Origin of the sequence: Haladaptatus sp. AB643, from assembly GCF_024136975.1 — an archaeon.
Classification (GTDB): domain Archaea; phylum Halobacteriota; class Halobacteria; order Halobacteriales; family Haladaptataceae; genus Haladaptatus.
The window spans coordinates 765,479-787,024 of the sequence record NZ_JAMYJW010000001.1; the positions used below are offsets into that span (position 1 = coordinate 765,479).

Sequence of the window (21,546 nt, forward strand, 5' to 3'; positions counted from 1 at the left end):
ATAACGGGCAGAGCGTTGGGATGGATTCACACCGTTTACCGTTGATGAACGGACCTGTCTATCTCCCTCTAACTCTCCCAAATCGTCCTATTTGATTTAAAATCGTTTTTGAACCGGTCTGAGAACCCGTGTTTTTCGTGAAGGACGGTATCAGTGGGCGGGTTTGCAACAGGGTTCAGATGAACGCCAGTGGGAGCATCAACAGCACGCCCAGGGTGAGCCCTGAAACCAGTTCGCGGTGTCCATCTCCCGGTAGGCTCTGCCCGACTTCGAGCGCTTCGGGGATGAACTCCGAGAGGACGAGGTAAATCATGGCACCCGCGGCGAATCCGAAGCCCATCGGAAGGAACCCGCGTGCGCTACGCACGAAGTAGAAGGCGATGACCGCACCGATCGGTTGCGGAAGGCTGGAAAAGACCGACCACCAGACCATCCGCCACTTTCCCACGCCCATCGCGTTGAGCGGGATGGAAATGGCGACCCCCTCCGGGATGTTGTGAATCGAGATGGCAGCGGTCATGAAGATGGCGAGCAGGGGAATCACGAATCCGTCGAAGTGGTAGCCGCCTTGGAATCCGAGGTCCGCGAACGAGACGCCGATGGCGACACCTTCCGGAAAACTGTGGACGGTGAGAACGCCGAGGATGAGGACGAGTTTCTTGAAATCCGCCTCTTCGTACTTCTTCGGGTTCACGTCCGCCCCGGAGATGACGTAGTCGCTGACGACGACGAGTGCGACGCCGACCAGTAATCCGATGACGACGCCCTGTACACTGCCACCGTTTGCACTCGATAACCCTTCGGAGATAAGCCCGAAGACGGATGCCGAGACCATGATCCCCGATGCGAGTCCCCAAAGGACGACGTTCCAACGGTCGTTCACTTCCTGGACGAGAAAAAATGGGAGCGCACCAATACCGGTCGCCAGTGCCGTGATCAAGCCCGCGATGAACACCAACGTCAGATTCGCAAAGAGATCCATACTTCGGGTAGGTACTCGATGCGGTTAATAGTTATCATTCTAGTTACCATTTTTTGGTAGGCCTAAACTCTATAGGGCTATTGTGGGAACAACAGTTTAAGAATCGGAAAAATTACTTTCTTCATTCTCTGATATGTCTCGTCAAGCAAAACTCGTCGGAGGCAAAAGACGAGTGATCGACGACGAGAATCGATGGAAAACCGTCGGAAGATATTCGGTGTATCGAAACGAACCGGGAAAATCGAATGGAGAGGATTAGGGTAGATTCAGGGCGTGAATCCGGGGTATTGGAACGGGTTTGGAGTCCCAATGCAGGGGGCACGGGCGGTTCGTGTTCGTCGTCCTCAATCGCTCTTGTAGCCGTGGCCGACGAACATCGCGACGAGGTTGAGCACGAGGAGCGGGCCGAGCACGTCGATGGAGGGGGCGAGGCGACTCCCGTAGAGCAGGGGAAGATATCCGAACGGAAGCGCAACCGCCGACCAGAAGCCGACGAATTGGACCGGCATGAGGAGCTTTTTCACCGCCGTCCCGACGCCGTGCTGGTCGGGGAATTCGAAGTTCGATGCGCGTTCGTTCCGTAGCGTTGGAGGACTGGACATGATTTCTTCGGGATGTATTTCTCTCTATGACTGGAGGGGTCATATAACAGGCCGAGAGTAAACAGAAATTCACGACATTTCACCCGCCCGTGTCGATTTATCGACGTTTCATAACTCCTTCAAAAACGCTTAGACCTTTTATCATTCGATTAGAAACGATATCTCCAATCCGGTTCTGTATGGGGTGATAACTGACATTCTCGACTATCTCAACTGATTCATTCTGTATGAGGATAGATTACATTTCTTCCCGTTTGGTCGTGTACTGATCATTGATCGCTCTCCGTACCGTTCCAAAATCGGATCCCGTTCGGGCGGTAAACGAGGGATGGGGGAAACGTGGTCGATTGGAGGTTCACTTCGGAGACGACGAGTTCCGTTCGTGCCCCGTTATCGAGGAGTCGCCGACCGGCGTCGGCGAACAGGTGGCTCATGATCGATATGAGTCCTCGAACGAGCGACGATTCGAAGGAGTCGTCCGACGAAAAACAGAATCGAAGAAACTCCACCCACTGTTCGCATAATCGTCGTTGTCGGCCGTTTTCACGACGTCTCGCGTGAAAAAAAAAACGAACAAAATCGTCCGTTCTCAGCCGTTGTCAGCAGTTGTCCGTGCCACCGCTGTTCGAACTTGACTCCGAGCCGTTCGACGATGTGCTGATGTCGGAATCATCCGACCCGCTGGAACTGTCACTGGTGGTAGTGGTGGTGTCGTTCGATCCGTCGGAAGTCTCGTCGTCGGTAGTGGTCGTGGTCGACGTTGTTCCGTCGTCGGTAGTGGTTGTCTCGTTACCGTCTGTCGTAGTCGTGGTTGTCCCGTCGTTAGCGTCCGTCGTGGTTTCTTCGCTCGTTGTAGTGGTTTCCTCTTCCGTCGTGGTTTCTTCGCTCGTCGTACTGTCCTCTTCCGTGGTCGATGTCTCGTCGGTCGTCGTCGAGGTGTCGTCGCCACCGCCGGAACCACCGGATCCCCCACCGAACATGTCGTCCTCGCTGTTTGCGACTTCGTTGTCGTTGGAATCGAGGAGTGCAATCACGTCGCTGCGGTTCCGCTTGATGACCCGTTCGTCGAACGGCGGTTGGACGACGACATCGGCGTCGTCGACCGATACCGCACCGGAGGCGATTTTGATTATCCCCCCGGACCCGACCGTCGTCCCACTTGGAATCGTGCCGGTCTGGTCCACGCTGTCGTTTCCGTATTCGAAGTCGACGGTCCACCCGGAGAGATCGACCGATCCACCGCTATCGTTGTAGAAGGTGATGGTATCCTCGGTGGCCGATACGTTCAGCACTTCGAACGCCGGTGTGCCGTCCTGCTGTCCGAACGCCTGTGTTGCACCGCCGCCGATCGCGAGTGTCGCTCCTATCCCAGCAAGAACTGTTCTTCGAGTGGGCTCCATGATACATTCGCACCAACACAGATTATACACTTAACATGATTTGGTCACTGAAGTTCATATCTACGGGAATATAATTTAGGGATGAGTTGACAACTTTAGCGATAACTTCCTAAAATTGAGCTCATTCCATTGAGTCAATAACGGTGCCATCCGGCGATATTGGGGTGGTATAGCGGATGGACATTTCGAATCAGAAACTAGACAATATTCTTCCAGGAATCTATTTTTGGATCGTGATGGGAAATAAAATCACGACAGATCACCGTTATGTGGTTCACCCGAGGGAGTCGCGTTTCGTGTCGAAAGAACCCGATGTACTAGCCGTTCGACACCATTACACGACCTACCACACCGACGGCTACGAAGGATTAGTTTTTCGTAAGAATACGATGCCCGGGGAGGGCTCCGAACCCTCGATCTCCGCATGTCCCAGATTCGAGACCTGGCGGGGTCTCTCGGGCGCATGGGAGGCTTCCAAGGCCTGAGCGCCAAATCTCAGAACCCTATGAGTGCGGCGCTATGTCCAGCTAAGCCACCCGGGCTCAATTACGGGTAGGCAACTGGTACTCTTTAAAGTTCCCATCTCGATTGAGGATGTGAGAGTGTCGATTGCCACCGCGTCGCTCGATTTTGTCCACGCGCGAACCGTCCCAGTTAGTGTTCGAGACGATATGAGTTTTCCCCCTGTCGTGTCTACCCATCGGTTTTAAGACATGGGCATGACCATTCCCATCATGAACGTTCCGGGAATCGTCCAGTCCAGCCTCGGTGACGAACACGTTGCCGCCAAAGTATCTCTCGGAGGGGAAGACACCCTCTACGTGACGCCGACGCGGACGCTCATTTACCGCGCCGACGGCTTGCTCAGCGACGAATCCGTCGAAGAATATCCGCACGACGCGGAGCGAATCACCGTCTCCGAAGGTCGACGGAAGTCCTCCATCACGCTCGACTACGGCATCGACGGCACAGAGCAGTTCAAAATTCCGTCCAAACGTCTCCACGATGCGCTTCATCCCGTCATCGCTGGCGTGCTGAACGGCGCAGGTGTCACCGACTCGAACGAACAAGTCCTCCAGACCTACCAATTCAGTGAATTGACACTCGTCCTCACGAGCGCGCGCGTCGTGAAACACGTCGGCGAGGCTATCTGGGATACGGACTTCGAGCAGTTCCACTTCGCGGACGTGACGCGTCTCGATGTCGAGGAAGGAAACGTCTCCTCGCAGATCATCATCGAAGCAGATGGTCGCCCACAGCGGATCAAAACCCCGACCGACCGGACGCGGGAGGTTCGTGAACGAATCGAGCAGGGACTGCTGTCCTACCACGACGTGGGAAGTTATGCCGAGTTCGAGCAACGCGTGACTCCCGAGGATCCGGAACCGGAACCCGACGAGAACGTCTCGCTCGAAGACGACGACGTGTTCGGCGGCGGCGTCAAACCCCTCGACGCGAACCCACCCGAACTGGACACCGAGGGGCAGATAATCGATACGCCCGGCGACGACCCGCTCGGCGACAGTGAACCGCAGACTACGACCGAATCACAAACTGCGGCTGAACCGCAAACGACGGCTGAATCACGAACCTCCACCGTCGCCGAAGCCGCATCCACCGAGGAAGCGTCCGATCGGACGGAGGCGACGGGGACGACAACGTCGAACACGTCGACTACGACGAGCGCGGTAGCGACCGAACCGGAATCCGAGGAACCCTCGTCGGACGAACCCACCGGATTCGCCGACTCGGGCTTCGAGTCCGCGAGCGAGAATCTGGACGACCCCGTCGAATCCCAACTCGCGGCGTTGACCGAAACGGTCGAACGACAGAACGAACTGCTCGAACGACAGCAGAAAACCATCGAGCAACTCATCGCCGAACTCAGTCGCGGACGGTAGGAACCTTCATCCGATTCCACCCTCGTTCGGTTTCCCTTCCTACCTGATTTCTATTCCCGCCCGGTTACCTTCCGGATGCAGGAGGAGCCGAACGGGCCGAGTTCGCCCGCGTCGAGGCGGATGAAATGGCCCGTCGAGATGCCGGTGCCACAGCGACGGCAGGTAAAATCGCCCTCCTTCGTCACGACTTGGCTCTCGAAGCGGACGAACCCACCGCCACTCGGTCGAATGATTCCGTTTTCTCGGTCGATGACGCCGCGTTTTTCGGCCTCGTCGAGGATCGTTCGCGTCGTCGTCGGGTCGGTCGTGATCGTCTCGATACGGTCCACCGCCTCCGCGACCGACAGTTCCGGTTGTTCTAGCTTGCTCAACAGTTCGACCCCCATCGCCACGGGGTCGGCGTCCGCGTCCATCGTTTATGGCTGTGATACGAAGCGGATTAAGCGTTGCGCGCTCGGGTGGAAAGAATTTAACCACTCCTCCGGCAACGATTGGTCAGATGGAACTTTCGGGGAATCGACGACAAGTAACCGGTATCGCGGTGGTCACGGTGGTCGTCGTCGCTGGCGTCCTTCTCTCGCCAAAATTCCTCATCGAGCAGGTAAAGCACGTCAAGCAGACGCCGATTCTCGCGGGCGGATTGTTTCTCGCCGTCTATCTCGTCCGCCCGATGTTCGCGTGGCCGACGACAGTGGTCGCCGTCGCCGTCGGCTACGTGTACGGGCCGGTCGTCGGATTTCCGGCCGCGCTCTGTGGGACCGTGATGAGTGCGTATCTTCCGTTCGTGGCGGCCCGGTACTTCCGCGTCGATTCGGGCATCTTCGGCCGCCTCGGTGACTCCGGAGAACGGTTTTTCGACACGACGGGAGACCTGCGCGGGATGATCGCCTCGCGTCTGTTTCCCGTCCCCTCCGATGCGGTCTCGGCGGCCGCCGGACTCTCGAACGTCTCCGATGGCTCGTTCCTCCTCGGAACGGCGATCGGCGAAGTGCCGTGGATGGTCGTCGCCGTCCTCGCCGGAAGTTCGCTGGACACGCTCTCGCTCGACGGGATCGAGGACAACTGGATGCTCATCGTCGCCGCCGCGCTCGGGGGGATTCTGTTGTTGGCCGGTCCCGCCTACCGGGCCTACACCGACGATCAGTAGAACGTGTCCGCACAGTCGTAGACGACGCCGTGTTGCGGGCAGACGTACTTGCAATGGCGATGCATCATCGACGCACCGCAAAACGGACAGGGCCGTCCTTTCGGCGTCTCTTCCATATTCGTAACACGAGCCCCGTGAGGTATCACGTTTTCCGTCGGTGGTGTCCGGGACGTGATCCCCACATCTGCACTGCATCTCGAATTTGGAAGTAATTTGGAAGAGAGTGGAAGACAGTGCGAAGGGAGTGGGGTTGGAGTTCGAAAAACGGCTATTTAGCGACGAGAACTCGATTCGGATATGCGATTCAAACACGCACTCGCAGTGGCTCTCGTACTGACCGTCTGTGCCGTTCCGCTCACGGTGAGCGCCGGAACGCCGGTCGATGACGTTTCCCCCGTTCAACTCGCCCAGAGTTCGACGACGACGGAGACGATGCACAACGGGACGATGGACGACGGCATGCACGACAACATGACGACCACGACCGACGAGATGGGTAACGACTCGATGGACGATGGCATGCACAACGGTTCGGATAACATGACCACGACTCACGAGATGGACGACGGGACGATGACGGACGACAACATGACGGACGACGAGATGACCGATACGACCGACGACAACATGAGTGACGACAACATGTCCGACACCACGACGGACGACACGATGAACGACGGGGAGAGCGGCGGTTCGGGCAACTCCCTCCCCGGATTCGGTATCGGTGTCGCGCTGGTCGCACTGGTCGCTGGCGCACTGTACATCGCACGGAACCGATAACCATGACCGACGACCTGCGCGAAACTGATCGAGGCGATCTTCCTGTCGTAGCGGCCGAGGGAGCGATCGCACTCCTCGCCGGAATCGCCGCCGTCGCCGGGTCGTACGCCGCAGTCGGGTTCACCCCGTCGTTCGTCGCCGCGCCGGTCAGCACGTTCGTCGTCGCAACCACGCCGAGCGCGGTCATCACGTGGTCGATACAGACGCTCGGGGACCTCGGCGACCAACTCGGGTTCCTGCTGGCGCTCACCCTGACCGTCCTGCTGTTCGCGGTGACGGCGGCCATCGGGACGCGAGCGGCGGATGCGATTCCCGCCCCCGTCCCTGCGTCCCTCGCGGTCGGCCTGTTCTGTGTTGTGCCTGCACTGGCGTTGACGGGCGCTCTCATCTCCGCGTTGGGGGCCGGAATCGGCGCCGGACTGGTCGTCGCCGCCGCATCGTTCGGCTCGACGGCTACAATCGGATCGGCCGGTTCGACCGGTTCTGGCACCGATTCTATTTCGGCAGCGCGGAGGAGTCTCCTCCAGGCTATCGCCGGGACCATCGCGATCGGTGGCATCGGTGGCGTACTCGGCTCTGGACGTGGCAGCGGTGGCGATACGCCGAAACCGTCCGGGCCGGTGGCCGCGGACGTGGGTTCGTTGCTCGCCGAAGCCGAGGACAAATCGCTCGCCGTCGGCGGACTCGAAGGCTTGGTGAGCGAGGATTTCTATCAGGTGGACATCAACAGCGTGGACCCCGTCGTCTCGGCCTCCGACTGGAACCTTCGGGTGACGGGTGCCGCTGAGGAGGAGTTGTCCTTCAGTCTCTCCGACCTCAAATCGATGGACAAAGAACATCGGTTCATCACGCTCCGCTGTGTCGGCGAGTCGCTGAACGGGAAGAAAATGGACAACGCGCTCTGGACGGGCGTGCCGATTTCGGCGCTATTGGACGGGACGACCGTTTCCGACGAATGCTGTGTCATGTTTCGGGCGGCCGACAACTACTACGAGGAGTTCCCCCTCGCGGCGCTCAAGGATGGCTTTCTGGCCTACGAGATGAACGGCCGACCGCTTCCCCGTAGCCACGGCTATCCGGTTCGCGCGCTGATTCCCGGTCACTGGGGCGAAATCAACGTGAAGTGGATCACCGAGATCCAGGTGTTGGAGCAGAAGGCGGAAGGCTACTGGGAGAAGAACGGCTGGCACGGGACCGGCCCGGTCAACACCGTCGCCAAACTCCACGCCGTCAACCATCTCGATGGTGGCAACGTTCAAGTCGGCGGGCACGCCTACGCCGGGACGCGCGGTATCGAGCGCGTCGAGGTTTCGACCGACGGCGGTTCGTCGTGGACCGACGCCACCCTCTCGGAACCGCTCCCCGGAACGGACGTGTGGCGACAGTGGGAGTACACGTACGAGCCGAGCGGCTCGCACGAAGTGGTGGTTCGCGCGACGGACGGTGAGGGGAACCGTCAGCCGAGGGAACAGGAGAACGCGTTCCCGAACGGGGCATCCGGGTGGGTGTCGAAGCGTATCGAGCCGTAGATATATCTGGCTGCATGACTCCCAACCAAGTGACCGTTCGATGGATAAGGCGCTCTGGTATCTACTCACAGCGACACGCGGCGGTGAAAATCGCGCGCGTATCATTCGCGCCCTCTCGGAGCGCCCACGAAACGCCAACCAACTGGCGTCGGAACTCGGCGTGGAGTACAAAACGATCCGACATCACCTCGACATGCTCGTCGACCACGGCGTCGTGGAACCGGGCGACAACGAGTACGGCAAACTCTACTTTCTCACCGACCGGTTCGAACACCATCGGGACGCATTCGAGGAAATCATGGAGCAGATAGAATGAATTCGATACAACTCGCAAGCGGACTCGCGGTCGTGAACATCCTCCTGCTCGCCGTACTGGTGGGCGTCTGGGTGCGAAGCTACCTGAAGTTCCGTACCGCGCTCGTCCTCGGACTGTTGGCCTTCGCCCTCGTGATGCTCGCCGAAAACGTCGTCGCCCTCTACTACTTCTTCGGCATGCAGATGTTCTACTCCGGAAATCCGGCGGTACAGCAAGCGGTGTTGGTGCTCCGGACGCTCCAGTTCGTCGCCCTCGTGTTCCTGACGTGGGTGACGGTGAAGTAGCGAAATCGAAAAAACGCAACCGAAAAATCGAATTCTATTCTCTCGACCTATCTACGAGCACTCGCTCCAGCCACAGGACTCGCAGGTCTTGCAGCCTTCCGAGAAGTACAGCGAGAGCGACCCGCACTCGGGACACTCCGGACTCTCACCCGCGTCGATGAGCGACTGGGAGGCGTCCTTCTCTTCCGCTTTCGCGGCACCGCCATCGGTTTCGGTGTCGTCGGCCGTCTCTTCGAGCGTCTTCTGTTGCGGGTAGGATGCCTTCTCGATTTCGCCGTCGAGGTAGCGCCGCATGGCGACGCCGATGGCGTCCGGGATGGAGTTGATCTGCTCGCCCTTGTCCCACGCGACCTTCGGGCTACGGATGCCCTGCAGGTCGGAGGCGATCTCGTTCGGATCGACGCCGCTACGCAGCGCGTAGCTGATGACCTTCGCCAGCGCTTCGGTGAAGGAGTTGGTGAACCCGCCGGAGTTGCCGATGGTGGCGAACAACTCGAACGGTTCGCCGTTCTCGTCCTCGTTGATGTTGACGTACATCTTGCCGTAGCCCGTGTCGACGCGCTGGGTTACGCCGTGAAGCACGTCGGGACGCGGTCGTTCCTTGGCGTACGCGCCGCCGGTGACGCCCTCGTCCAGGAGGTCGCCGAGTTCGTTGCCGAGTTTGGCTTGGACCTCCTCGTTCTTGATGAAGCCTTCGACGCCGCCGAAGACGGTCTCGATCTGCTCCACGATGGTCTCGGCCGCCTCCTCCTCGTCGGCGAATTCCGCGTTGTCGGCCCGCGTGGTGAGCACCTGCTTCGAGCGCGTGCCGTCGCGGTACACCGTGACGCCCTTGCCGCCGTGGTCGTAGATATAGCGGTAGACTTCGTCCATGTCCTCCTTGCTGGCGGAGTTCGGGAAGTTACACGTCTTGCTGATGGCCGAGTCCACACCCTTCTGGCAGGCACACTGGACTGCGGCGTGTTGCTTGCCGGTGAGGTCGCCCGTCACGACGAACAGTTCGCCGATGGCGTCCGGAACGGTGTCGAGTCCCTCGACGCCGGAGAACTCGTTGTTCGCCATCTGGTCTTGGGCCTCCTGTTTCACCGCTTCCATGTCGATGTCGTTCGCCTCCAGCGTGCGGAGGAAGTAGTCGTCGAACTCTACGAGCATCTCGTCTCCCTGCACGTCGTCGGAGACGTTCTTGTAGTACGCGACGTTGTAAATCGGTTCACAGCCACCCGTGGTGTTGCCGACCATCGAGGTGGTGCCCGTCGGCGCGATGGTGGTCGTGTTGTGGTTGCGGACCGCGAAGCCGTCCGTCCACTTCTCGGCGTCGAGGCCGGTCTGGCCTTCGAACCATTCGGGGTAGTCGGTCGGGTTCGCGTACTTCGAGTCCGACCAGTCGTTGAACGAGCCGCGTTCCTCCGCGAGTTCGTGGGAGGCCCACTTGGACTCGTGGTTGATGTGGGTCATCAACTGCTTGGCGATTTCGTTGCCCTCCTCGGAGCCGTAGCGGACGCCGAGTTGGATGTACAACTGGGCGAGACCCATGACGCCGAGACCGATCTTGCGCATGTCCCGAACCTTCTGCTCGATCTTTTCGACCGGGAAGTCGGACATCGTGACGACGTTTTCGAGGAATCGCGTCCCGTACTCGATGCGGTAGTCGAACTCGTCCCAGTCGATACCTTCGCGGAGGAAGGCATCGACGGCTTCCGAGAGCGACCCGTAGTCCTCGCCGTTGTTCTCGTACCAGACGCGCCAGTCCGGCGCATCGAGGTCGGCCAGCGTCGAGAGGTTGATATGGCCGAGGTTACAGGCTTCGTACTCTTCGAGCGGTTGTTCGCCGCACGGGTTCGTGGCGAGAATCCGGTGGTCCGGGTGTTTCTCGACGTCGAAGGAGTGTTCCTTGTTCACCCGTTCGAGGTAGATGATTCCGGGTTCGCCGTTCTCCCACGCACCGTCCACGATGCGGTCCCAGAGGACCTTCGCCGGAATCGAGAGCACTTCGCCCGGCGTGACGTAGTCGCCGAGGCCGAACATGTCGTACATCTCTTCCGTGTGTTCGGTGGCGACGTGGGGTTCTTCCGTCCGCGGGTTGGTGAAGACGAACTCCTCGTCGTTGTACAACGCGTCCATGAAGTCGTCCGTGACGCCGACGGAGATGTTGAAATTAGAGAGATGACCTTCGGCGGCGTTGCGGAGGTGCTTCGGCACGCGGCCGTCCTCGTCGATGAGTTCGCGGGCCTCTTCGAGCGCTTCCTTGAACGACGTGTGCGTGTAGTCGTCGGGGTCGTTCAGGCGGAGCGTGTTGGCGAGGCTCACGTCCTTGTTCTTCGCGTGGATGAACTGGATGACGTCGGGGTGGGAGACGCGCATGACGCCCATCTGTGCGCCGCGCCGGGCACCGCCCTGCGCGATGGTTTCGCACATCTGATCGTACGTGCGCATGAACGTGATCGGACCGGACGCGATGCCGCCGGTCGAACCGACGGCGTCACCGTACGGTCGAAGTTTCCAGAAGGCATACCCCATCCCGCCACCGGACTGGAACACCTCGGCGGCTTCCTTCGCAGTCTGGTGGATGTCCGTGATGTCGTCGCCCGGGGAGTCCACGAAACACGCCGAGAGCTGTTGGAGTTCGTCGCCCGCGTTCATCAGCGTCGGGGAGTTCGGGACGAACGAGAGCTGTCCCATCAGGTCCTCGAACTCGTCCCGGGCCGACTCCACGTGGTCGCGGATGTCCTCGGGAAGTTCGGGAACGACCGTGTCGTAGGCGAACTTGTTGACGTTGTAGATAGACAGCGTCGTCTCTTCGTCGTCTTCCGTCGTGGTTCCCTTCCCGAACACTTCCGCGGCGAGTTCGTCGCGGCGCGGGTGACCGGGCTTCAACTGCTCGGGCGTGACGGTGAGTTCGACGCCCTGCTTTTCGGACTCGTAGACGGCCTCCGCGAGCGCGATGTTCTTCGCCACGCGCGGGAACAGGTCGTCCTGTGATTCGACGAGGTTGCCGTCCGCGTCCTTGCGGAGATAGCGCGCCGGAAGGATGTTTTGATAGGCGTTTCCGGTCATCCGGTCCTCTAGCGTCTCTCCCCTCGTCCGCTTGACAGGAAGCGTGACCTCGTCGGCGTTCGCCTCGTGCGCGTCGCTCATGTACGCGCCACCACCGTTCGTTCAGTACTCTGCACGTCGATTCTCACTTGGTTTCTCACGTAGACCCGTTTCATTCGTGACGAAGAATCCATTTCTCCCAACCCCAATTAAGCTTACTTTCTTTATGTCAACTGTAGTTGAATAGTGATGCCTCTGCGATTTTTCTTCTTGCTATCTCTGAGTAACACGCCGAGCAATATAAGAGTGTTCAGACCGGAGCGAAAGTGACCGGAATGACGATATTTCCCATGGTAACGAGTCATTACCGTGCTTCCGTCTGTCAAGTCTCAACCGATTGAAAACCGACACCATCGATACGTTTACCAACTGGTAGGGTGTCATTTCGCACATGTTCCCCCTCGCCATCGAGCCCGTCGGTATCGTCGTCGCCATCGTCGCCGTCATCCTCCTCATCGCCGCCATCCGATTCGCGATCAGCATCCTCTTTCGCGTCGGTATCGTCGTCGTCCTCGTCGCCGCCGCGCTCTACGCGGCGGGCGTGCTGACGTTCTGATTTTACGCTAGTCGATCCTCCCGGGTGAGGAAGTTCCCGATCAGTTCCCGACCACGCGCCGTGAGAACGCTTTCCGGGTGGAACTGCACGCATTCGATGGGATATTCCCGATGGCGGATTCCCATCACGAGTTCCGTGTCCTCGTGGGTCGTCGTCGCGCTCACTTCGAAACAATCCGGGACGCCGGTCGTCACGAGCGAGTGATATCGTCCGGCCTGAAAGTCCTGCTCGATTCCCTCGAAAACTCCCTTCCCGTCGTGTTCGACGGGGAACGCCTTGCCGTGGATCGGTTCCGGCGCACGACCGATTTCGCCGCCGTATTCGTAAATCGCCGCCTCCAACCCGAGACAGACGCCGAGGGTCGGGATTTCCGGCGACAACTCCCGAAGGACGTCCGCCGTGACCCCAACGTCCCGCTCGTTTTTCGGGTGGCCGGGACCGGGACTGATGACGATGACGTCGGGGTCGAAGTCGCGGATGTCCGCGAGCGACGCCGTGTTCTTCACGACCGTCGTTTCGAACTCCGCTTCGTTCGCTCGAAGCGCGTCCTCGGCGTACTCCACGAGGTTGTACGTGAACGAGTCGTAGTTGTCCACGAACAGCAGGCGCGTCATTTGGAGGCCTCCATTTCGACGGCTTCCGTTCCCGGTTCCAGTCGATCCAGCGCGGCCAACACGCCGCCCATCTTCTGTTCGGTCTCCTCGTACTCGGACGCCGGGTCGCTGTCGGCGACGATTCCCGCGCCCGCTTGCACCGTGATTTCGTCGGTGGTTCCGTGCGAGATGGTCGCCGTCCGGATGGCGATGGCGAAGTCAGCGTCGTCGGTCCACGAGATGTACCCGACCCCGCCGCCGTAGACGCCGCGGGTCGTCCGTTCGAGGTCGTCGATGATCTCCATCGCGCGGATTTTCGGCGCGCCGGTCAGCGTCCCCGCCGGGAACGACGCCCGCACCGCGTCGAAGGCGTCGCGGTTTTCGGCGAGCGCTCCCGTGACGGTGCTCTCGATGTGCTGAACGTGGCTGTACTTGATGACGTTCATGAACTCCTCGACGCGCACGCTGCCGGATTCCGCGACCCGTCGAACGTCGTTTCGCGCCAGGTCCACGAGCATGGCGTGTTCCGAACGCTCCTTCTCGTCGGCGAGGAGTTCGCCCGCGAGCCTGCGGTCCTCCATCGGGCTGTTGCCGCGCGAGCACGTCCCCGCGATGGGGTTCGAGACGATTTCCTCGTCCTGCACCGAAACCAGCGTTTCCGGGCTCGCACCGACGATGCTCAGGTCGTCGTAGCCGAGGAGGTACATGTACGGCGAGGGGTTCACGTCCCGGAGCGCCGCGTACAGCGCCCGCGGGTCGATATCCGCCTCCACGGTTCGTTTGCGCGAGATGACGCCTTGGTAGATGTCGCCCGCCGTGACGTGTTCGTTGGCCCGCTCCACCGCGGCCTCGTACTCGTCCTGCGGCCCTGCCGTCCCGCTTTTCGGACGGTAGTCGCCGAACGACGGTGCGGTCGCTGATTCGAGTTTCTCGGTGACGCGGTCACGTTCCGCCACCAACTCGTCGTACCGTTCGTCGACGTCGTCGTCCGGAGAAACGAGCGGCGTGAACACGAGCGACAGCGTCCCCTCGACGTGGTCGAAGACGAGCGTCTTCGTGCTCAGGACGAACTGCGCGTCGGGTAGCTCCGTGTCGGGGCGTTCGATGCCCTGCTCGTCCAACCAGAGGTCGTAGACGGCGTTGTACGCGAGGAATCCGACCAGTCCACCACAGAACCCTTCGCCGTCCGGAAACCCGCGACGCGGGACGTCAGGGAGCGCTGTCCGAAGCCTGTCGAGCACGTCGTCGTCCTCGGAGCCGTCGGCGTTCAGTTCACGATTCCACTTCTCGCGTAGCACCTGCACGTCGGTCTCGTCCGGAGTGACGGACACCACCGCCGCGGGGTCGTAGCCGACGAAGGAGTAGCGTGCTCGGCTGTGGTGGCCGGTGTCGGCCTCGTGTGTGCCCGCGTCGAACGCGCCGTACGGGTCGCTGGAGGCGACTTTGTCGGCGCTTTCGAGGAGGTAATCGTACTCCCCACCACCGAGTGTCGAGTACGCCGTGAGCGGGTCGATGGACGCGTCGAGGTCGAGTTCCGCCGAGACGTAGACGACCGCACCGTCGTTGGCGTCCCCGTCGTCGCTTTCGTTACAGTCGATACTCCCCGCCAACTCGCTGAACTTCCCTCGATTCATTGATGAGCGATTGCCTGTCGACCACGTTTCGCGTTTCTGACGAACGATTCGACGGCGTCGTGGTCCTTTTCCCCGCCGCTCGATTCGACGCCGCTGGCGACGTCCACGGCGAACGGTTCGACCGTCTCCACCGCGTCCGCGACGTTCTCGGGCGTTAGTCCCCCCGCGAGCAGGACCGGGGAGGAGAGTGAGTCCGATAGCTCCCGTGCCCGGTCCCAGTCGTGTGTTTCACCGGTGCCGCCGACCTTACCCGCGTCGAGCAGCAGGCCGTCGGCCACGGTGTCGTATCGCTCGGGCCGGTCGGTGTCGGGAGCGATGACGGGAATCACGTTCGCGTCGATGTTCGACGAGAGGTACGCGAGGTCGCCGACGCTGGTGTCGTGGACCTGTACGATGTCGGGTTCCACGAGTTGAGCGAGTTCGACGGTTCGCTCGATTCGTTCGGGCATCGTTACCAACACCGTCGAGACGAACGGCGGTATTTCGTGGGCCAGTTCGACGGCCCGGTCCGGGCTGATTTCGCGCGGCGAATCGACCGGGACGTCCACCAGCAAGCCGATCGCATCGGCTCCGGCGCCGATGGCGGCCGCGAGGTCGTCCTCGTTCGTCAGGCCGCAAATCTTTACGCGAGTCATGCCGACAACGCCCCCGTCATCGCCGCCAGTTTCTCGCCCGCGCTTCCCGAATCGATGGCCTGTCGTGCCTGTTCCACGCCGTCTTCGAGCGAGTCGGCCCGTCCGGAGACGTAGATCGCGGCCCCGGCGTTCGCCAGTATGATATCGCGCTTCGCGCCGCCCACGGTCCCCTCCACGATGCCGCGGAGGTCGCGGGCGTTCTCGGTCGGCGTGCCACCGGCGACGGCGGACACGTCGTGCTGTTCCACGCCGAGGTCGGTGGGCGAGAGCGTGTACTCCTCGATGCTTCCGTTCTCGACTTCGGCGACCGTCGTCTCGTCGTGGATCGCGATTTCGTCCATGCCGGAACCGTGAACGACGAGCGCGTGATCCACGTCCATGTGCGAGAGCGCACGGGCGAGGACGGGAACGAGGTCGGGGTCGTAGACGCCGACGACCTGCGCGTCCGCTCCAGCGGGGTTCGTCAGCGGCCCGAGGACGTTGAACACGGTTCGCATGCCGAGTTCCTTGCGTGGCCCGATGACGGCCTTCATCGCCGGGTGGAACACCGGCGCGAGCATGAACCCGATCCCCTGCTCTTCGATGGCCTGCTCGACGGCGGGCGGTTCGGAGTCGATGACGACACCGACTTCGTCGAGTACGTCGGCGCTGCCGGAGGAGGAGGAAACGGAGTAGTTGCCGTGTTTCGCCACCGGAACCCCCGCACCGCTGGCGACGATGGCGGACGTCGTCGAGACGTTGATGGTGTTGTAGTCGTCGCCCCCCGTTCCGCAGGTGTCAACGAGCGGCGTCCGGTCGGGGGAAATCGTCCGGGCCGCTCCGCGCATTCCCTGCGCGAAGCCAGCGATTTCGGCCTCGGTCTCGCCCTTGGCGCGCAACCCGGTGAGCAACGCACCGATCTGGGCCTCCGTGGCCCCGTCGAAGACGGCCGTAGCCGCCTCCCGTGCTTGGGTGAGTGTCAAATCCTGACCGTCCGTAACGAGTTCGATGTAATCCTGCATAGTGAACACCAATGAACTTCTTTGGGTTACAATGAACACATACGTACATCAACTTAAAGCTGTCGTGCGGTACGTTCACGAATAAAACCGTGACAGGGCGGCGCGTTTCGAAAGGTTCAATTACCCTTGCGGGTAACTGATGAATGCGTTCAGACAGAGGCCGACTGGGTTTGTGGTCTAGTTGGTTATGACACCTCCTTGACATGGAGGAGGCCGGCAGTTCAAATCTGCCCAAACCCATACTTTTCCGCGCTACTAACCGACGAGCGAAGCGAGTCGCGGTAGCGCGGAAAATACTCGTTTGGCAGATTTGAATCAGGGAGTGGAGCGCAGCGAAACGACCGTGGTTCAAATCTGGCCAACCCGCTCAAATTTTCTCAGGAGACTGCTTCCGGTGGATGCCGTTCCGTTCATCGGGAGTTGAAAACGATGCAAAGAGAGTACGCAAGAACAGAAGAACACTGATGCATCACCGACCGAAATGTAGCTTATGAGAAACGTGCACCACTTCTACCATCGTCTCGACGAGTGGACGCGAAATCTATCGCGTGGTGGATACGCTGCCCTCATTGGGGCCGTATCCACTTTGTCTTACCTACTCGTTAGCATACTGTTCGGTGAACTTGAAACCCTCAAGGCCGTCACGATGGGAGTCACGCTGACTATCCTATTTTACGCGTCCAATCCCAATCAAAAGAGGTGACGTTTCTCGACCTTCGACGGCGATGGATCAGGGTCGGATGGAGAGAGTTCAGCCGAACCACAAAACGTCCGAAGAGTAAATATATAGTTTCGTTCGATCACGATCCAGTATGGACGAATCCCCCCACCAGACCCAACTCGACCGAATCGAGCGACGACAAAAGTACATCCTCGCGTTGCTCATCGGTGGGTACCTCATCTGGTTCGCGACGATAATCGACGTCGTGATTGCGGCGTTCCTCTACTTCGTGCTGGGAGTCACCGCCTTTGTGCTGATCACGATCCACAGACACAACCGAGACACGGCGGAGCAGTAGCCACTCGACTCCATCCGCTCGAACAGACGGAAACGAGCACTCGACACGAGTTCGACGCGGCGGGACGATGGTCGTAGAGGGGGGCCACCGCAGCAATCGAACCCAGTATCGCCTTCGTGCTGATCGGTTCGACACACGCTGAACGCGTTTCCGGGGACGATTGCCGAGCGGTACGCTTTTCTTTCGGAAAATCGGTCGGGACATACTCCGATAGCCCGAAGCGGGCAGGTATGTGTTCCAAGCGCCTGCCCGTTACAGCGACGCCCTGTTGGTTCGTCCGGCGTATCTCGTCTTGCGGAGTTACTTCTATCGGACGGAGGGGACGGTCAAAGTCGCGTTTCCGCGACTTCACGGGTGAAAAACGGGTGACGGAATAATCGCTTCCGGCGAAAACGAATCGTGCCGGGGAGGGCGATGCCGTACGGGAGTTCCGGACGGATCGGAACGCTCACACTGACCACGAACAGGCGGTTTCTGATGATCGTGGATGGATACTATTCGAGTACTATCAGCACATCGGTACAGTCAACGTCTCGGATCGTTCGGTTAGGAAACCCGTAGAATGAGCGGATTTCGAGTAGCCACTTCGTCCGAACGAGATAGCGGACTACAATATGTCTGTTAATAACAGTTTACTGGTTTTTCCTCGTCGATCGGTCCGTGCTTCGTGCAACCGCTCACAACCGAGAAATCAGAAAATCGGCTCACGGAGGGTCTACCGTCCGGTAACGGTCGATTCGAGAGATGGGTGAGAAGAACCCCCCATTCTGAGCCATCACATCGGTGAACCACACCCCCGTGGCTCCGGATATCGATGGTCTGAAAGCCGAATCCGAATTACTCGTCGGAGACTTCGGGTGCCTGTTCGCCGGTTGACGGTGCGTTCCGTGCGTCGTAGGTGTGTGCTATGGCGACGATGGTGAACGCGACGACGACGAACAGTGCGAGTCCGATATCAGTGACTCCCGCGAGCGGCGGGACCTGGAGCCACGCCGCGGTAAGCAGTGCGAATCCGGCGGCCGCGATTCCGAGATATCGCTTGCACCACGAGATGTCGTCTCTGGTATTCGTTTCGAGATATGGGTCGAGTTGTTCCGCCGCAGTGGAGAGCTCGACGATACCCCTGTTTTGGTTGTAATCTACGATTCCTGCGTCGTCCAATTTCGGGAGGTGGGACTGGTAGAGTGCGGTGTAGACCCGTTTTCGCTCCGCCGCCGAGATCGCGCCGACCGTGGTGTCGTTCTCCCACGCGGCGACCTGTTCCGCAAGGTCGCTCAACTGCACGGTTTCGTCGGCCTGTTTCAGATAGTGGAGCGCGTACCGTCGCCGTTGGTTTTTCAGCACGTCAAAAACCATATCGCGGGAGAGCGGTGTTGCTCGTTCCTCGTGCGAGCGATTCGAGTCGAGGATATCCGAGACCTGCTCGGCGACAGTCGAGTCCGATTCACTTGGTTGGTTGTCCGTGTTGTTGTCTCCTGTGCCTGAGGAGTCACCGATTGTGCTCATTACTACGCCACCCCTTGCTCGTAACCCAGCATGGATTCGAACATTGCCGGGTTTGTTCTTTGTTATTCACCATTTACCAGCCGTAAACGAGTGGTTACCAAAAACTTCAGATAAATTGTACCCCGTCGCCGTCTGGCGGTAATGACCCGTTACACGGACTTTTTCACCCCGTTTCACCGCCGGAGCAGGTTCTCGTGTATTCCGAGGACGAGGGCCGGGACGACGACGATGAAGATGTGTTCTTCGAGCGGAATGCCGAGTAGTTCGACCCCTGTACGGAGTGGAATCGCGAACACACCGATCGTCAGGGTGTACCAATCCCACACGAACCCGATGGGATAAATCACGAGGAGGGTTTTCGCGGCACGCGGGAGCGCCTCCGCTCGAACGAGCAGCCACAACGCGACCGATCCGAACAGAATTTCACTGACCAGATAGGTGTAGGGACCGAACACCGCGCCGATGTCGGGAAACACGTCGGAAACCTAGGTTTCCAACCGGGAAAAACCCCGCTAACATGCCTTCTCCGCGACAAAGTTCAAGACCGATGGACGCGTCATTCAAAACGCCGATGGATATCTCTGACATTGCGACCACAGATTACTTCGAAATCGAAGCGGAAGAGCGACTAGGGAAGGCCCGCTCGATATTCGAAGAGGAGAACCCAAAGGGAATCGTGGTCACCGAAGCCGGCAAGTACAGCGGTGTCATCACGCAAAAGCAACTCCTGCAGTCACATATTGAGGACCAAACCAAAGTAGCGACACTCACGAAACCGGCACCGAAAGTGAACCGAGACGACGACGTGCGCGACGTCGCCCGCGCCCTCGTCGAAGGCGGGTCGAAGGTCGCACCTGTCTTCGAGGATGGCACGCTCTGGGGAATCATCGACGAGGACATCATACTCGAAGGCGTCCTCGAAAACTTGGACGCCCTGACGGTCCAGCAGATTTACACCGAAAACCCCGTCACGATCCCGGAGGATGCCACGCTCGGACGCGTCATCAATCTCATGCGCGAGCACAGCATCTCCCGCCTCCCCGTCGTGAACGAGAACGGCTTCCTGACGGGTATGGTCACGACCCACGACATCGTGGACTTCGTCACCCGTAACATGGACAAGCCCACGCGCGGCGAGCGGATGGGGGACAGCGACCGTATGCTCGACCTTCCCGTGTACGACGTGATGAACAGCCCCGTCGTGACGATTTCGCTCGGCGATTCCGTGCAGACGGCAGTCGAACGCATGTTCGAGAAGAACTACGCGGGACTCGTCGTCACGTCCGAGGAGGACGACCGCGTCGTCGGTGGCGTCCTCACGAAGACCGACGTGCTCCGTGCGCTCACTTACACGGAGGAGGATCACATGGACGTGCAGATCACGAACATCGACCTCCTCGACACCATCACCCGGCAGGCCATCCGAGAGAGCGTCGAGGGGATCACCGACAAGTACCAGGACATGCAGGTGCGCCACGCGCACGTGAGGTTCCACGAGCACAAGGAGAAACTCCGCGGCACGCCGCTCGTTCAGTGTAAGATTCGCCTCCGCACCAACCGCGGTCAGGTCGCCGGGTCCGGCGAGGGCTACGGGGCCGAACAGGCGTTCAACGTCGCCCGAGACACCTTGGAGCGTAACGTCCTCGAACTCAAAGGCGTCCAGAGCGACCGCGAGTACGAAGGGCAGTTGCTCCGGAAACTCAACGAACTGTAGACGGCCGACGAAAACCCGACGCGGCCGCGAACCACGATTCTCCCGTTTTTCGACTGCTCCGGAATTACCCTCGATCGGAGCGATTCTCAAACGCTCTCTTGTGGCCCTTCGAGTCCGGAATCCGTGATTCGGAATTGGGTTCGCCCCCCGGCCGGTTTCGACCGATGCTTTTCGAGCGTCGCCCGGCGGTTGCCGCCGCGGAAGCGGTCCACTCGAAGCACGATACCCGTCCAGTGTTCGAGCGTGTGCCCGCCGAGCGGGCGCGTTCCGTCGGAATCCGGGTCGGTGTACACCTGATTCGTCAGCAACACCGCGATGTCGTGTTTGCGTGCGAGCGAGAGGAGATGTGTCACTTGGCGGGCGACCCCTCGGAGTGCCTCGCCACCCTCCCGGTCGTCGCCGCGTTCGAGGCGGTAGAACCCGGTCGCGCTGTCGAGGACGACGAGGTCGGCGCGCTCGGCGAACTCCGAGACGTCCTTGACGGCCTCTTCTTGCTCCCCGAAATCGAGCGCTTCCTTGATGACGATTCGGGACGCGACTTCGTCCACGTCGTCCGCCCGTGCGCCCGCGATCTGCTCGAACCGGTCGATGGACAGTCCTTCGGTATCGATGTAGATCACGGTGCCGCCGTTCCGCGCGGTCTCCACCGCGGCCCCCAGCGCGACGTTCGTCTTCCCGGCGGCGGGCGGGCCGTACACCTGCGTGACGGTTCCGCGCTCCAATCCGCCTCCGAGCAAGTCGTCCACCGGCGGGCACCCTGTCGTCAGTTTCTCGGCGTCAGTCACACTCCGGCCTTGGCGCTTCTCACGCAAAAGGTTCCGGTTTTCACGCTATTGACGTCGAAATCATCCTCC

Annotated in this window: 24 protein-coding genes and 2 tRNA genes; 11 read left to right on the top strand and 15 right to left on the bottom strand. The window is 60.2% G+C overall.

Annotated elements, in window-relative coordinates; genetic code table 11:
• Positions 1-175: 175 nt before the first annotated feature.
• The 5 genes from NKF25_RS03900 to NKF25_RS03920 form a co-directional block, all read right to left on the bottom strand.
• Complete coding sequence (locus NKF25_RS03900; RefSeq protein ID WP_253225393.1) at positions 176-982, bottom strand: ZIP family metal transporter; 807 nt, start codon at positions 980-982, stop codon at positions 176-178.
• 344 nt (positions 983-1,326) lie between these two features.
• Positions 1,327-1,584, bottom strand: coding sequence for a hypothetical protein (locus NKF25_RS03905; RefSeq protein ID WP_253225394.1), 258 nt, complete (start codon positions 1,582-1,584; stop codon positions 1,327-1,329).
• A 269-nt stretch (positions 1,585-1,853) separates the two neighbouring features.
• The gene (locus NKF25_RS03910) at positions 1,854-2,018 is read right to left on the bottom strand and encodes a hypothetical protein (RefSeq protein WP_253225395.1); all 165 of its coding nucleotides are present in this window, start codon (positions 2,016-2,018) and stop codon (positions 1,854-1,856) included.
• A 165-nt stretch (positions 2,019-2,183) separates the two neighbouring features.
• Positions 2,184-2,984, bottom strand: coding sequence for a lamin tail domain-containing protein (locus NKF25_RS03915; RefSeq protein WP_253225396.1), 801 nt, complete (start codon positions 2,982-2,984; stop codon positions 2,184-2,186).
• A gap of 390 nt (positions 2,985-3,374) precedes the next feature.
• Positions 3,375-3,526 (bottom strand) — tRNA-Met (locus tag NKF25_RS03920).
• A gap of 192 nt (positions 3,527-3,718) precedes the next feature.
• On the opposite strand from NKF25_RS03920, the gene NKF25_RS03925 reads away from it, so the two are divergent.
• Positions 3,719-4,885, top strand: a complete 1,167-nt coding sequence (locus tag NKF25_RS03925) for a hypothetical protein (protein ID WP_253225397.1) — start codon at positions 3,719-3,721, stop codon at positions 4,883-4,885.
• A 50-nt stretch (positions 4,886-4,935) separates the two neighbouring features.
• Here NKF25_RS03925 and NKF25_RS03930 read toward each other — a convergent pair whose 3' ends face one another.
• Positions 4,936-5,298, bottom strand: coding sequence for a DUF5830 family protein (locus tag NKF25_RS03930; RefSeq protein ID WP_253225398.1), 363 nt, complete (start codon positions 5,296-5,298; stop codon positions 4,936-4,938).
• Between the two features lie 86 nt (positions 5,299-5,384).
• Here NKF25_RS03930 and NKF25_RS03935 point away from each other — a divergent pair, with 86 nt between their 5' ends.
• Positions 5,385-6,032: a VTT domain-containing protein gene (locus tag NKF25_RS03935; protein ID WP_253225399.1), complete on the top strand. Its 648-nt coding sequence runs from the start codon at positions 5,385-5,387 to the stop codon at positions 6,030-6,032.
• Here the strand turns inward: NKF25_RS03935 and NKF25_RS24135 are convergent.
• Positions 6,026-6,148: an HVO_2523 family zinc finger protein gene (locus NKF25_RS24135; RefSeq protein ID WP_255359056.1), complete on the bottom strand. Its 123-nt coding sequence runs from the start codon at positions 6,146-6,148 to the stop codon at positions 6,026-6,028. The two genes, NKF25_RS03935 and NKF25_RS24135, sit on opposite strands and share 7 nt — an antisense overlap.
• A gap of 181 nt (positions 6,149-6,329) precedes the next feature.
• On the opposite strand from NKF25_RS24135, the gene NKF25_RS03940 reads away from it, so the two are divergent.
• The 4 genes from NKF25_RS03940 to NKF25_RS03955 are packed head-to-tail and all read left to right on the top strand — an operon-like array spanning position 6,330 to position 8,941.
• A complete protein-coding gene (locus NKF25_RS03940; RefSeq protein ID WP_253225400.1) occupies positions 6,330-6,812 on the top strand; it encodes a PGF-CTERM sorting domain-containing protein in 483 nt (160 codons plus the stop codon).
• Positions 6,813-6,814: 2 nt separating this feature from the next.
• Positions 6,815-8,341: a molybdopterin-dependent oxidoreductase gene (locus tag NKF25_RS03945; RefSeq protein WP_253225401.1), complete on the top strand. Its 1,527-nt coding sequence runs from the start codon at positions 6,815-6,817 to the stop codon at positions 8,339-8,341.
• A gap of 40 nt (positions 8,342-8,381) precedes the next feature.
• Positions 8,382-8,657, top strand: coding sequence for a winged helix-turn-helix domain-containing protein (locus NKF25_RS03950; protein WP_066141447.1), 276 nt, complete (start codon positions 8,382-8,384; stop codon positions 8,655-8,657).
• A complete protein-coding gene (locus tag NKF25_RS03955) occupies positions 8,654-8,941 on the top strand; it encodes a hypothetical protein (protein ID WP_066141450.1) in 288 nt (95 codons plus the stop codon). Before NKF25_RS03950 ends, NKF25_RS03955 begins: the two co-directional genes overlap by 4 nt.
• A 51-nt stretch (positions 8,942-8,992) precedes the next feature.
• Here the strand turns inward: NKF25_RS03955 and NKF25_RS03960 are convergent, their stop codons facing one another.
• The gene (locus tag NKF25_RS03960) at positions 8,993-12,076 is read right to left on the bottom strand and encodes an adenosylcobalamin-dependent ribonucleoside-diphosphate reductase (protein WP_253225402.1); all 3,084 of its coding nucleotides are present in this window, start codon (positions 12,074-12,076) and stop codon (positions 8,993-8,995) included.
• 349 nt (positions 12,077-12,425) lie between these two features.
• Between NKF25_RS03960 and NKF25_RS03965 the strand changes: the two genes are divergently transcribed.
• The gene (locus tag NKF25_RS03965) at positions 12,426-12,590 is read left to right on the top strand and encodes a hypothetical protein (protein WP_253225403.1); all 165 of its coding nucleotides are present in this window, start codon (positions 12,426-12,428) and stop codon (positions 12,588-12,590) included.
• 2 nt (positions 12,591-12,592) lie between these two features.
• Here NKF25_RS03965 and trpG read toward each other — a convergent pair whose 3' ends face one another.
• Genes trpG through trpD form a run of 4 tightly spaced genes read right to left on the bottom strand, consistent with a single transcriptional unit; the run spans position 12,593 to position 16,453 of the window.
• Positions 12,593-13,204: an anthranilate synthase component II gene (gene trpG / locus NKF25_RS03970; protein WP_253225404.1), complete on the bottom strand. Its 612-nt coding sequence runs from the start codon at positions 13,202-13,204 to the stop codon at positions 12,593-12,595.
• Positions 13,201-14,817, bottom strand: coding sequence for an anthranilate synthase component I (gene trpE / locus NKF25_RS03975; RefSeq protein WP_253225405.1), 1,617 nt, complete (start codon positions 14,815-14,817; stop codon positions 13,201-13,203). The genes trpG and trpE overlap by 4 nt, the downstream gene beginning before the upstream one ends.
• Complete coding sequence (locus NKF25_RS03980; protein ID WP_253225406.1) at positions 14,814-15,452, bottom strand: phosphoribosylanthranilate isomerase; 639 nt, start codon at positions 15,450-15,452, stop codon at positions 14,814-14,816. The genes trpE and NKF25_RS03980 overlap by 4 nt, the downstream gene beginning before the upstream one ends.
• Positions 15,449-16,453, bottom strand: a complete 1,005-nt coding sequence (gene trpD / locus NKF25_RS03985; protein ID WP_253225407.1) for an anthranilate phosphoribosyltransferase — start codon at positions 16,451-16,453, stop codon at positions 15,449-15,451. Before trpD ends, NKF25_RS03980 begins: the two co-directional genes overlap by 4 nt.
• 166 nt (positions 16,454-16,619) lie before the next feature.
• On the opposite strand from trpD, the gene NKF25_RS03990 reads away from it, so the two are divergent.
• From NKF25_RS03990 to NKF25_RS24140, 3 genes are all read left to right on the top strand, one after another.
• Positions 16,620-16,693 (top strand) — tRNA-Val (locus NKF25_RS03990).
• Between the two features lie 572 nt (positions 16,694-17,265).
• Positions 17,266-17,472, top strand: coding sequence for a hypothetical protein (locus NKF25_RS03995; RefSeq protein WP_253225408.1), 207 nt, complete (start codon positions 17,266-17,268; stop codon positions 17,470-17,472).
• Between the two features lie 232 nt (positions 17,473-17,704).
• On the top strand, positions 17,705-17,830 hold the full coding sequence (locus NKF25_RS24140; RefSeq protein ID WP_256486598.1) for a hypothetical protein: 126 nt from the start codon (positions 17,705-17,707) through the stop codon (positions 17,828-17,830).
• Between the two features lie 479 nt (positions 17,831-18,309).
• On the opposite strand, the gene NKF25_RS04000 is transcribed toward NKF25_RS24140, so the two are convergent.
• Positions 18,310-18,978: a hypothetical protein gene (locus tag NKF25_RS04000; protein ID WP_253225409.1), complete on the bottom strand. Its 669-nt coding sequence runs from the start codon at positions 18,976-18,978 to the stop codon at positions 18,310-18,312.
• A 173-nt stretch (positions 18,979-19,151) separates the two neighbouring features.
• Complete coding sequence (locus tag NKF25_RS04005; protein WP_253225410.1) at positions 19,152-19,454, bottom strand: lycopene cyclase; 303 nt, start codon at positions 19,452-19,454, stop codon at positions 19,152-19,154.
• 95 nt (positions 19,455-19,549) lie between these two features.
• Here NKF25_RS04005 and NKF25_RS04010 point away from each other — a divergent pair, with 95 nt between their 5' ends.
• A complete protein-coding gene (locus NKF25_RS04010; RefSeq protein WP_253225411.1) occupies positions 19,550-20,692 on the top strand; it encodes a CBS domain-containing protein in 1,143 nt (380 codons plus the stop codon).
• Positions 20,693-20,778: 86 nt separating this feature from the next.
• Here the strand turns inward: NKF25_RS04010 and radB are convergent, their stop codons facing one another.
• Positions 20,779-21,477, bottom strand: coding sequence for a DNA repair and recombination protein RadB (gene radB / locus NKF25_RS04015; protein ID WP_253225412.1), 699 nt, complete (start codon positions 21,475-21,477; stop codon positions 20,779-20,781).
• Positions 21,478-21,546 lie beyond the last annotated feature (69 nt).

What these genes read in the sequence shown, in the direction of transcription:
- NKF25_RS03900 (WP_253225393.1), bottom strand. Translation starts at nt 982, where the DNA reads ATGGATCTCTTTGCGAATCTGACGTTGGTGTTCATCGCGGGCTTGATC.
- NKF25_RS03905 (WP_253225394.1), bottom strand. Translation starts at nt 1,584, where the DNA reads ATGTCCAGTCCTCCAACGCTACGGAACGAACGCGCATCGAACTTCGAA.
- NKF25_RS03910 (WP_253225395.1), bottom strand. Translation starts at nt 2,018, where the DNA reads ATGAGCCACCTGTTCGCCGACGCCGGTCGGCGACTCCTCGATAACGGG.
- NKF25_RS03915 (WP_253225396.1), bottom strand. Translation starts at nt 2,984, where the DNA reads ATGGAGCCCACTCGAAGAACAGTTCTTGCTGGGATAGGAGCGACACTC.
- NKF25_RS03925 (WP_253225397.1), top strand. Translation starts at nt 3,719, where the DNA reads ATGAACGTTCCGGGAATCGTCCAGTCCAGCCTCGGTGACGAACACGTT.
- NKF25_RS03930 (WP_253225398.1), bottom strand. Translation starts at nt 5,298, where the DNA reads ATGGACGCGGACGCCGACCCCGTGGCGATGGGGGTCGAACTGTTGAGC.
- NKF25_RS03935 (WP_253225399.1), top strand. Translation starts at nt 5,385, where the DNA reads ATGGAACTTTCGGGGAATCGACGACAAGTAACCGGTATCGCGGTGGTC.
- NKF25_RS24135 (WP_255359056.1), bottom strand. Translation starts at nt 6,148, where the DNA reads ATGGAAGAGACGCCGAAAGGACGGCCCTGTCCGTTTTGCGGTGCGTCG.
- NKF25_RS03940 (WP_253225400.1), top strand. Translation starts at nt 6,330, where the DNA reads ATGCGATTCAAACACGCACTCGCAGTGGCTCTCGTACTGACCGTCTGT.
- NKF25_RS03945 (WP_253225401.1), top strand. Translation starts at nt 6,815, where the DNA reads ATGACCGACGACCTGCGCGAAACTGATCGAGGCGATCTTCCTGTCGTA.
- NKF25_RS03950 (WP_066141447.1), top strand. Translation starts at nt 8,382, where the DNA reads ATGGATAAGGCGCTCTGGTATCTACTCACAGCGACACGCGGCGGTGAA.
- NKF25_RS03955 (WP_066141450.1), top strand. Translation starts at nt 8,654, where the DNA reads ATGAATTCGATACAACTCGCAAGCGGACTCGCGGTCGTGAACATCCTC.
- NKF25_RS03960 (WP_253225402.1), bottom strand. Translation starts at nt 12,076, where the DNA reads ATGAGCGACGCGCACGAGGCGAACGCCGACGAGGTCACGCTTCCTGTC.
- NKF25_RS03965 (WP_253225403.1), top strand. Translation starts at nt 12,426, where the DNA reads ATGTTCCCCCTCGCCATCGAGCCCGTCGGTATCGTCGTCGCCATCGTC.
- trpG (WP_253225404.1), bottom strand. Translation starts at nt 13,204, where the DNA reads ATGACGCGCCTGCTGTTCGTGGACAACTACGACTCGTTCACGTACAAC.
- trpE (WP_253225405.1), bottom strand. Translation starts at nt 14,817, where the DNA reads ATGAATCGAGGGAAGTTCAGCGAGTTGGCGGGGAGTATCGACTGTAAC.
- NKF25_RS03980 (WP_253225406.1), bottom strand. Translation starts at nt 15,452, where the DNA reads ATGACTCGCGTAAAGATTTGCGGCCTGACGAACGAGGACGACCTCGCG.
- trpD (WP_253225407.1), bottom strand. Translation starts at nt 16,453, where the DNA reads ATGCAGGATTACATCGAACTCGTTACGGACGGTCAGGATTTGACACTC.
- NKF25_RS03995 (WP_253225408.1), top strand. Translation starts at nt 17,266, where the DNA reads ATGGACGAATCCCCCCACCAGACCCAACTCGACCGAATCGAGCGACGA.
- NKF25_RS04000 (WP_253225409.1), bottom strand. Translation starts at nt 18,978, where the DNA reads ATGAGCACAATCGGTGACTCCTCAGGCACAGGAGACAACAACACGGAC.
- NKF25_RS04010 (WP_253225411.1), top strand. Translation starts at nt 19,550, where the DNA reads ATGGATATCTCTGACATTGCGACCACAGATTACTTCGAAATCGAAGCG.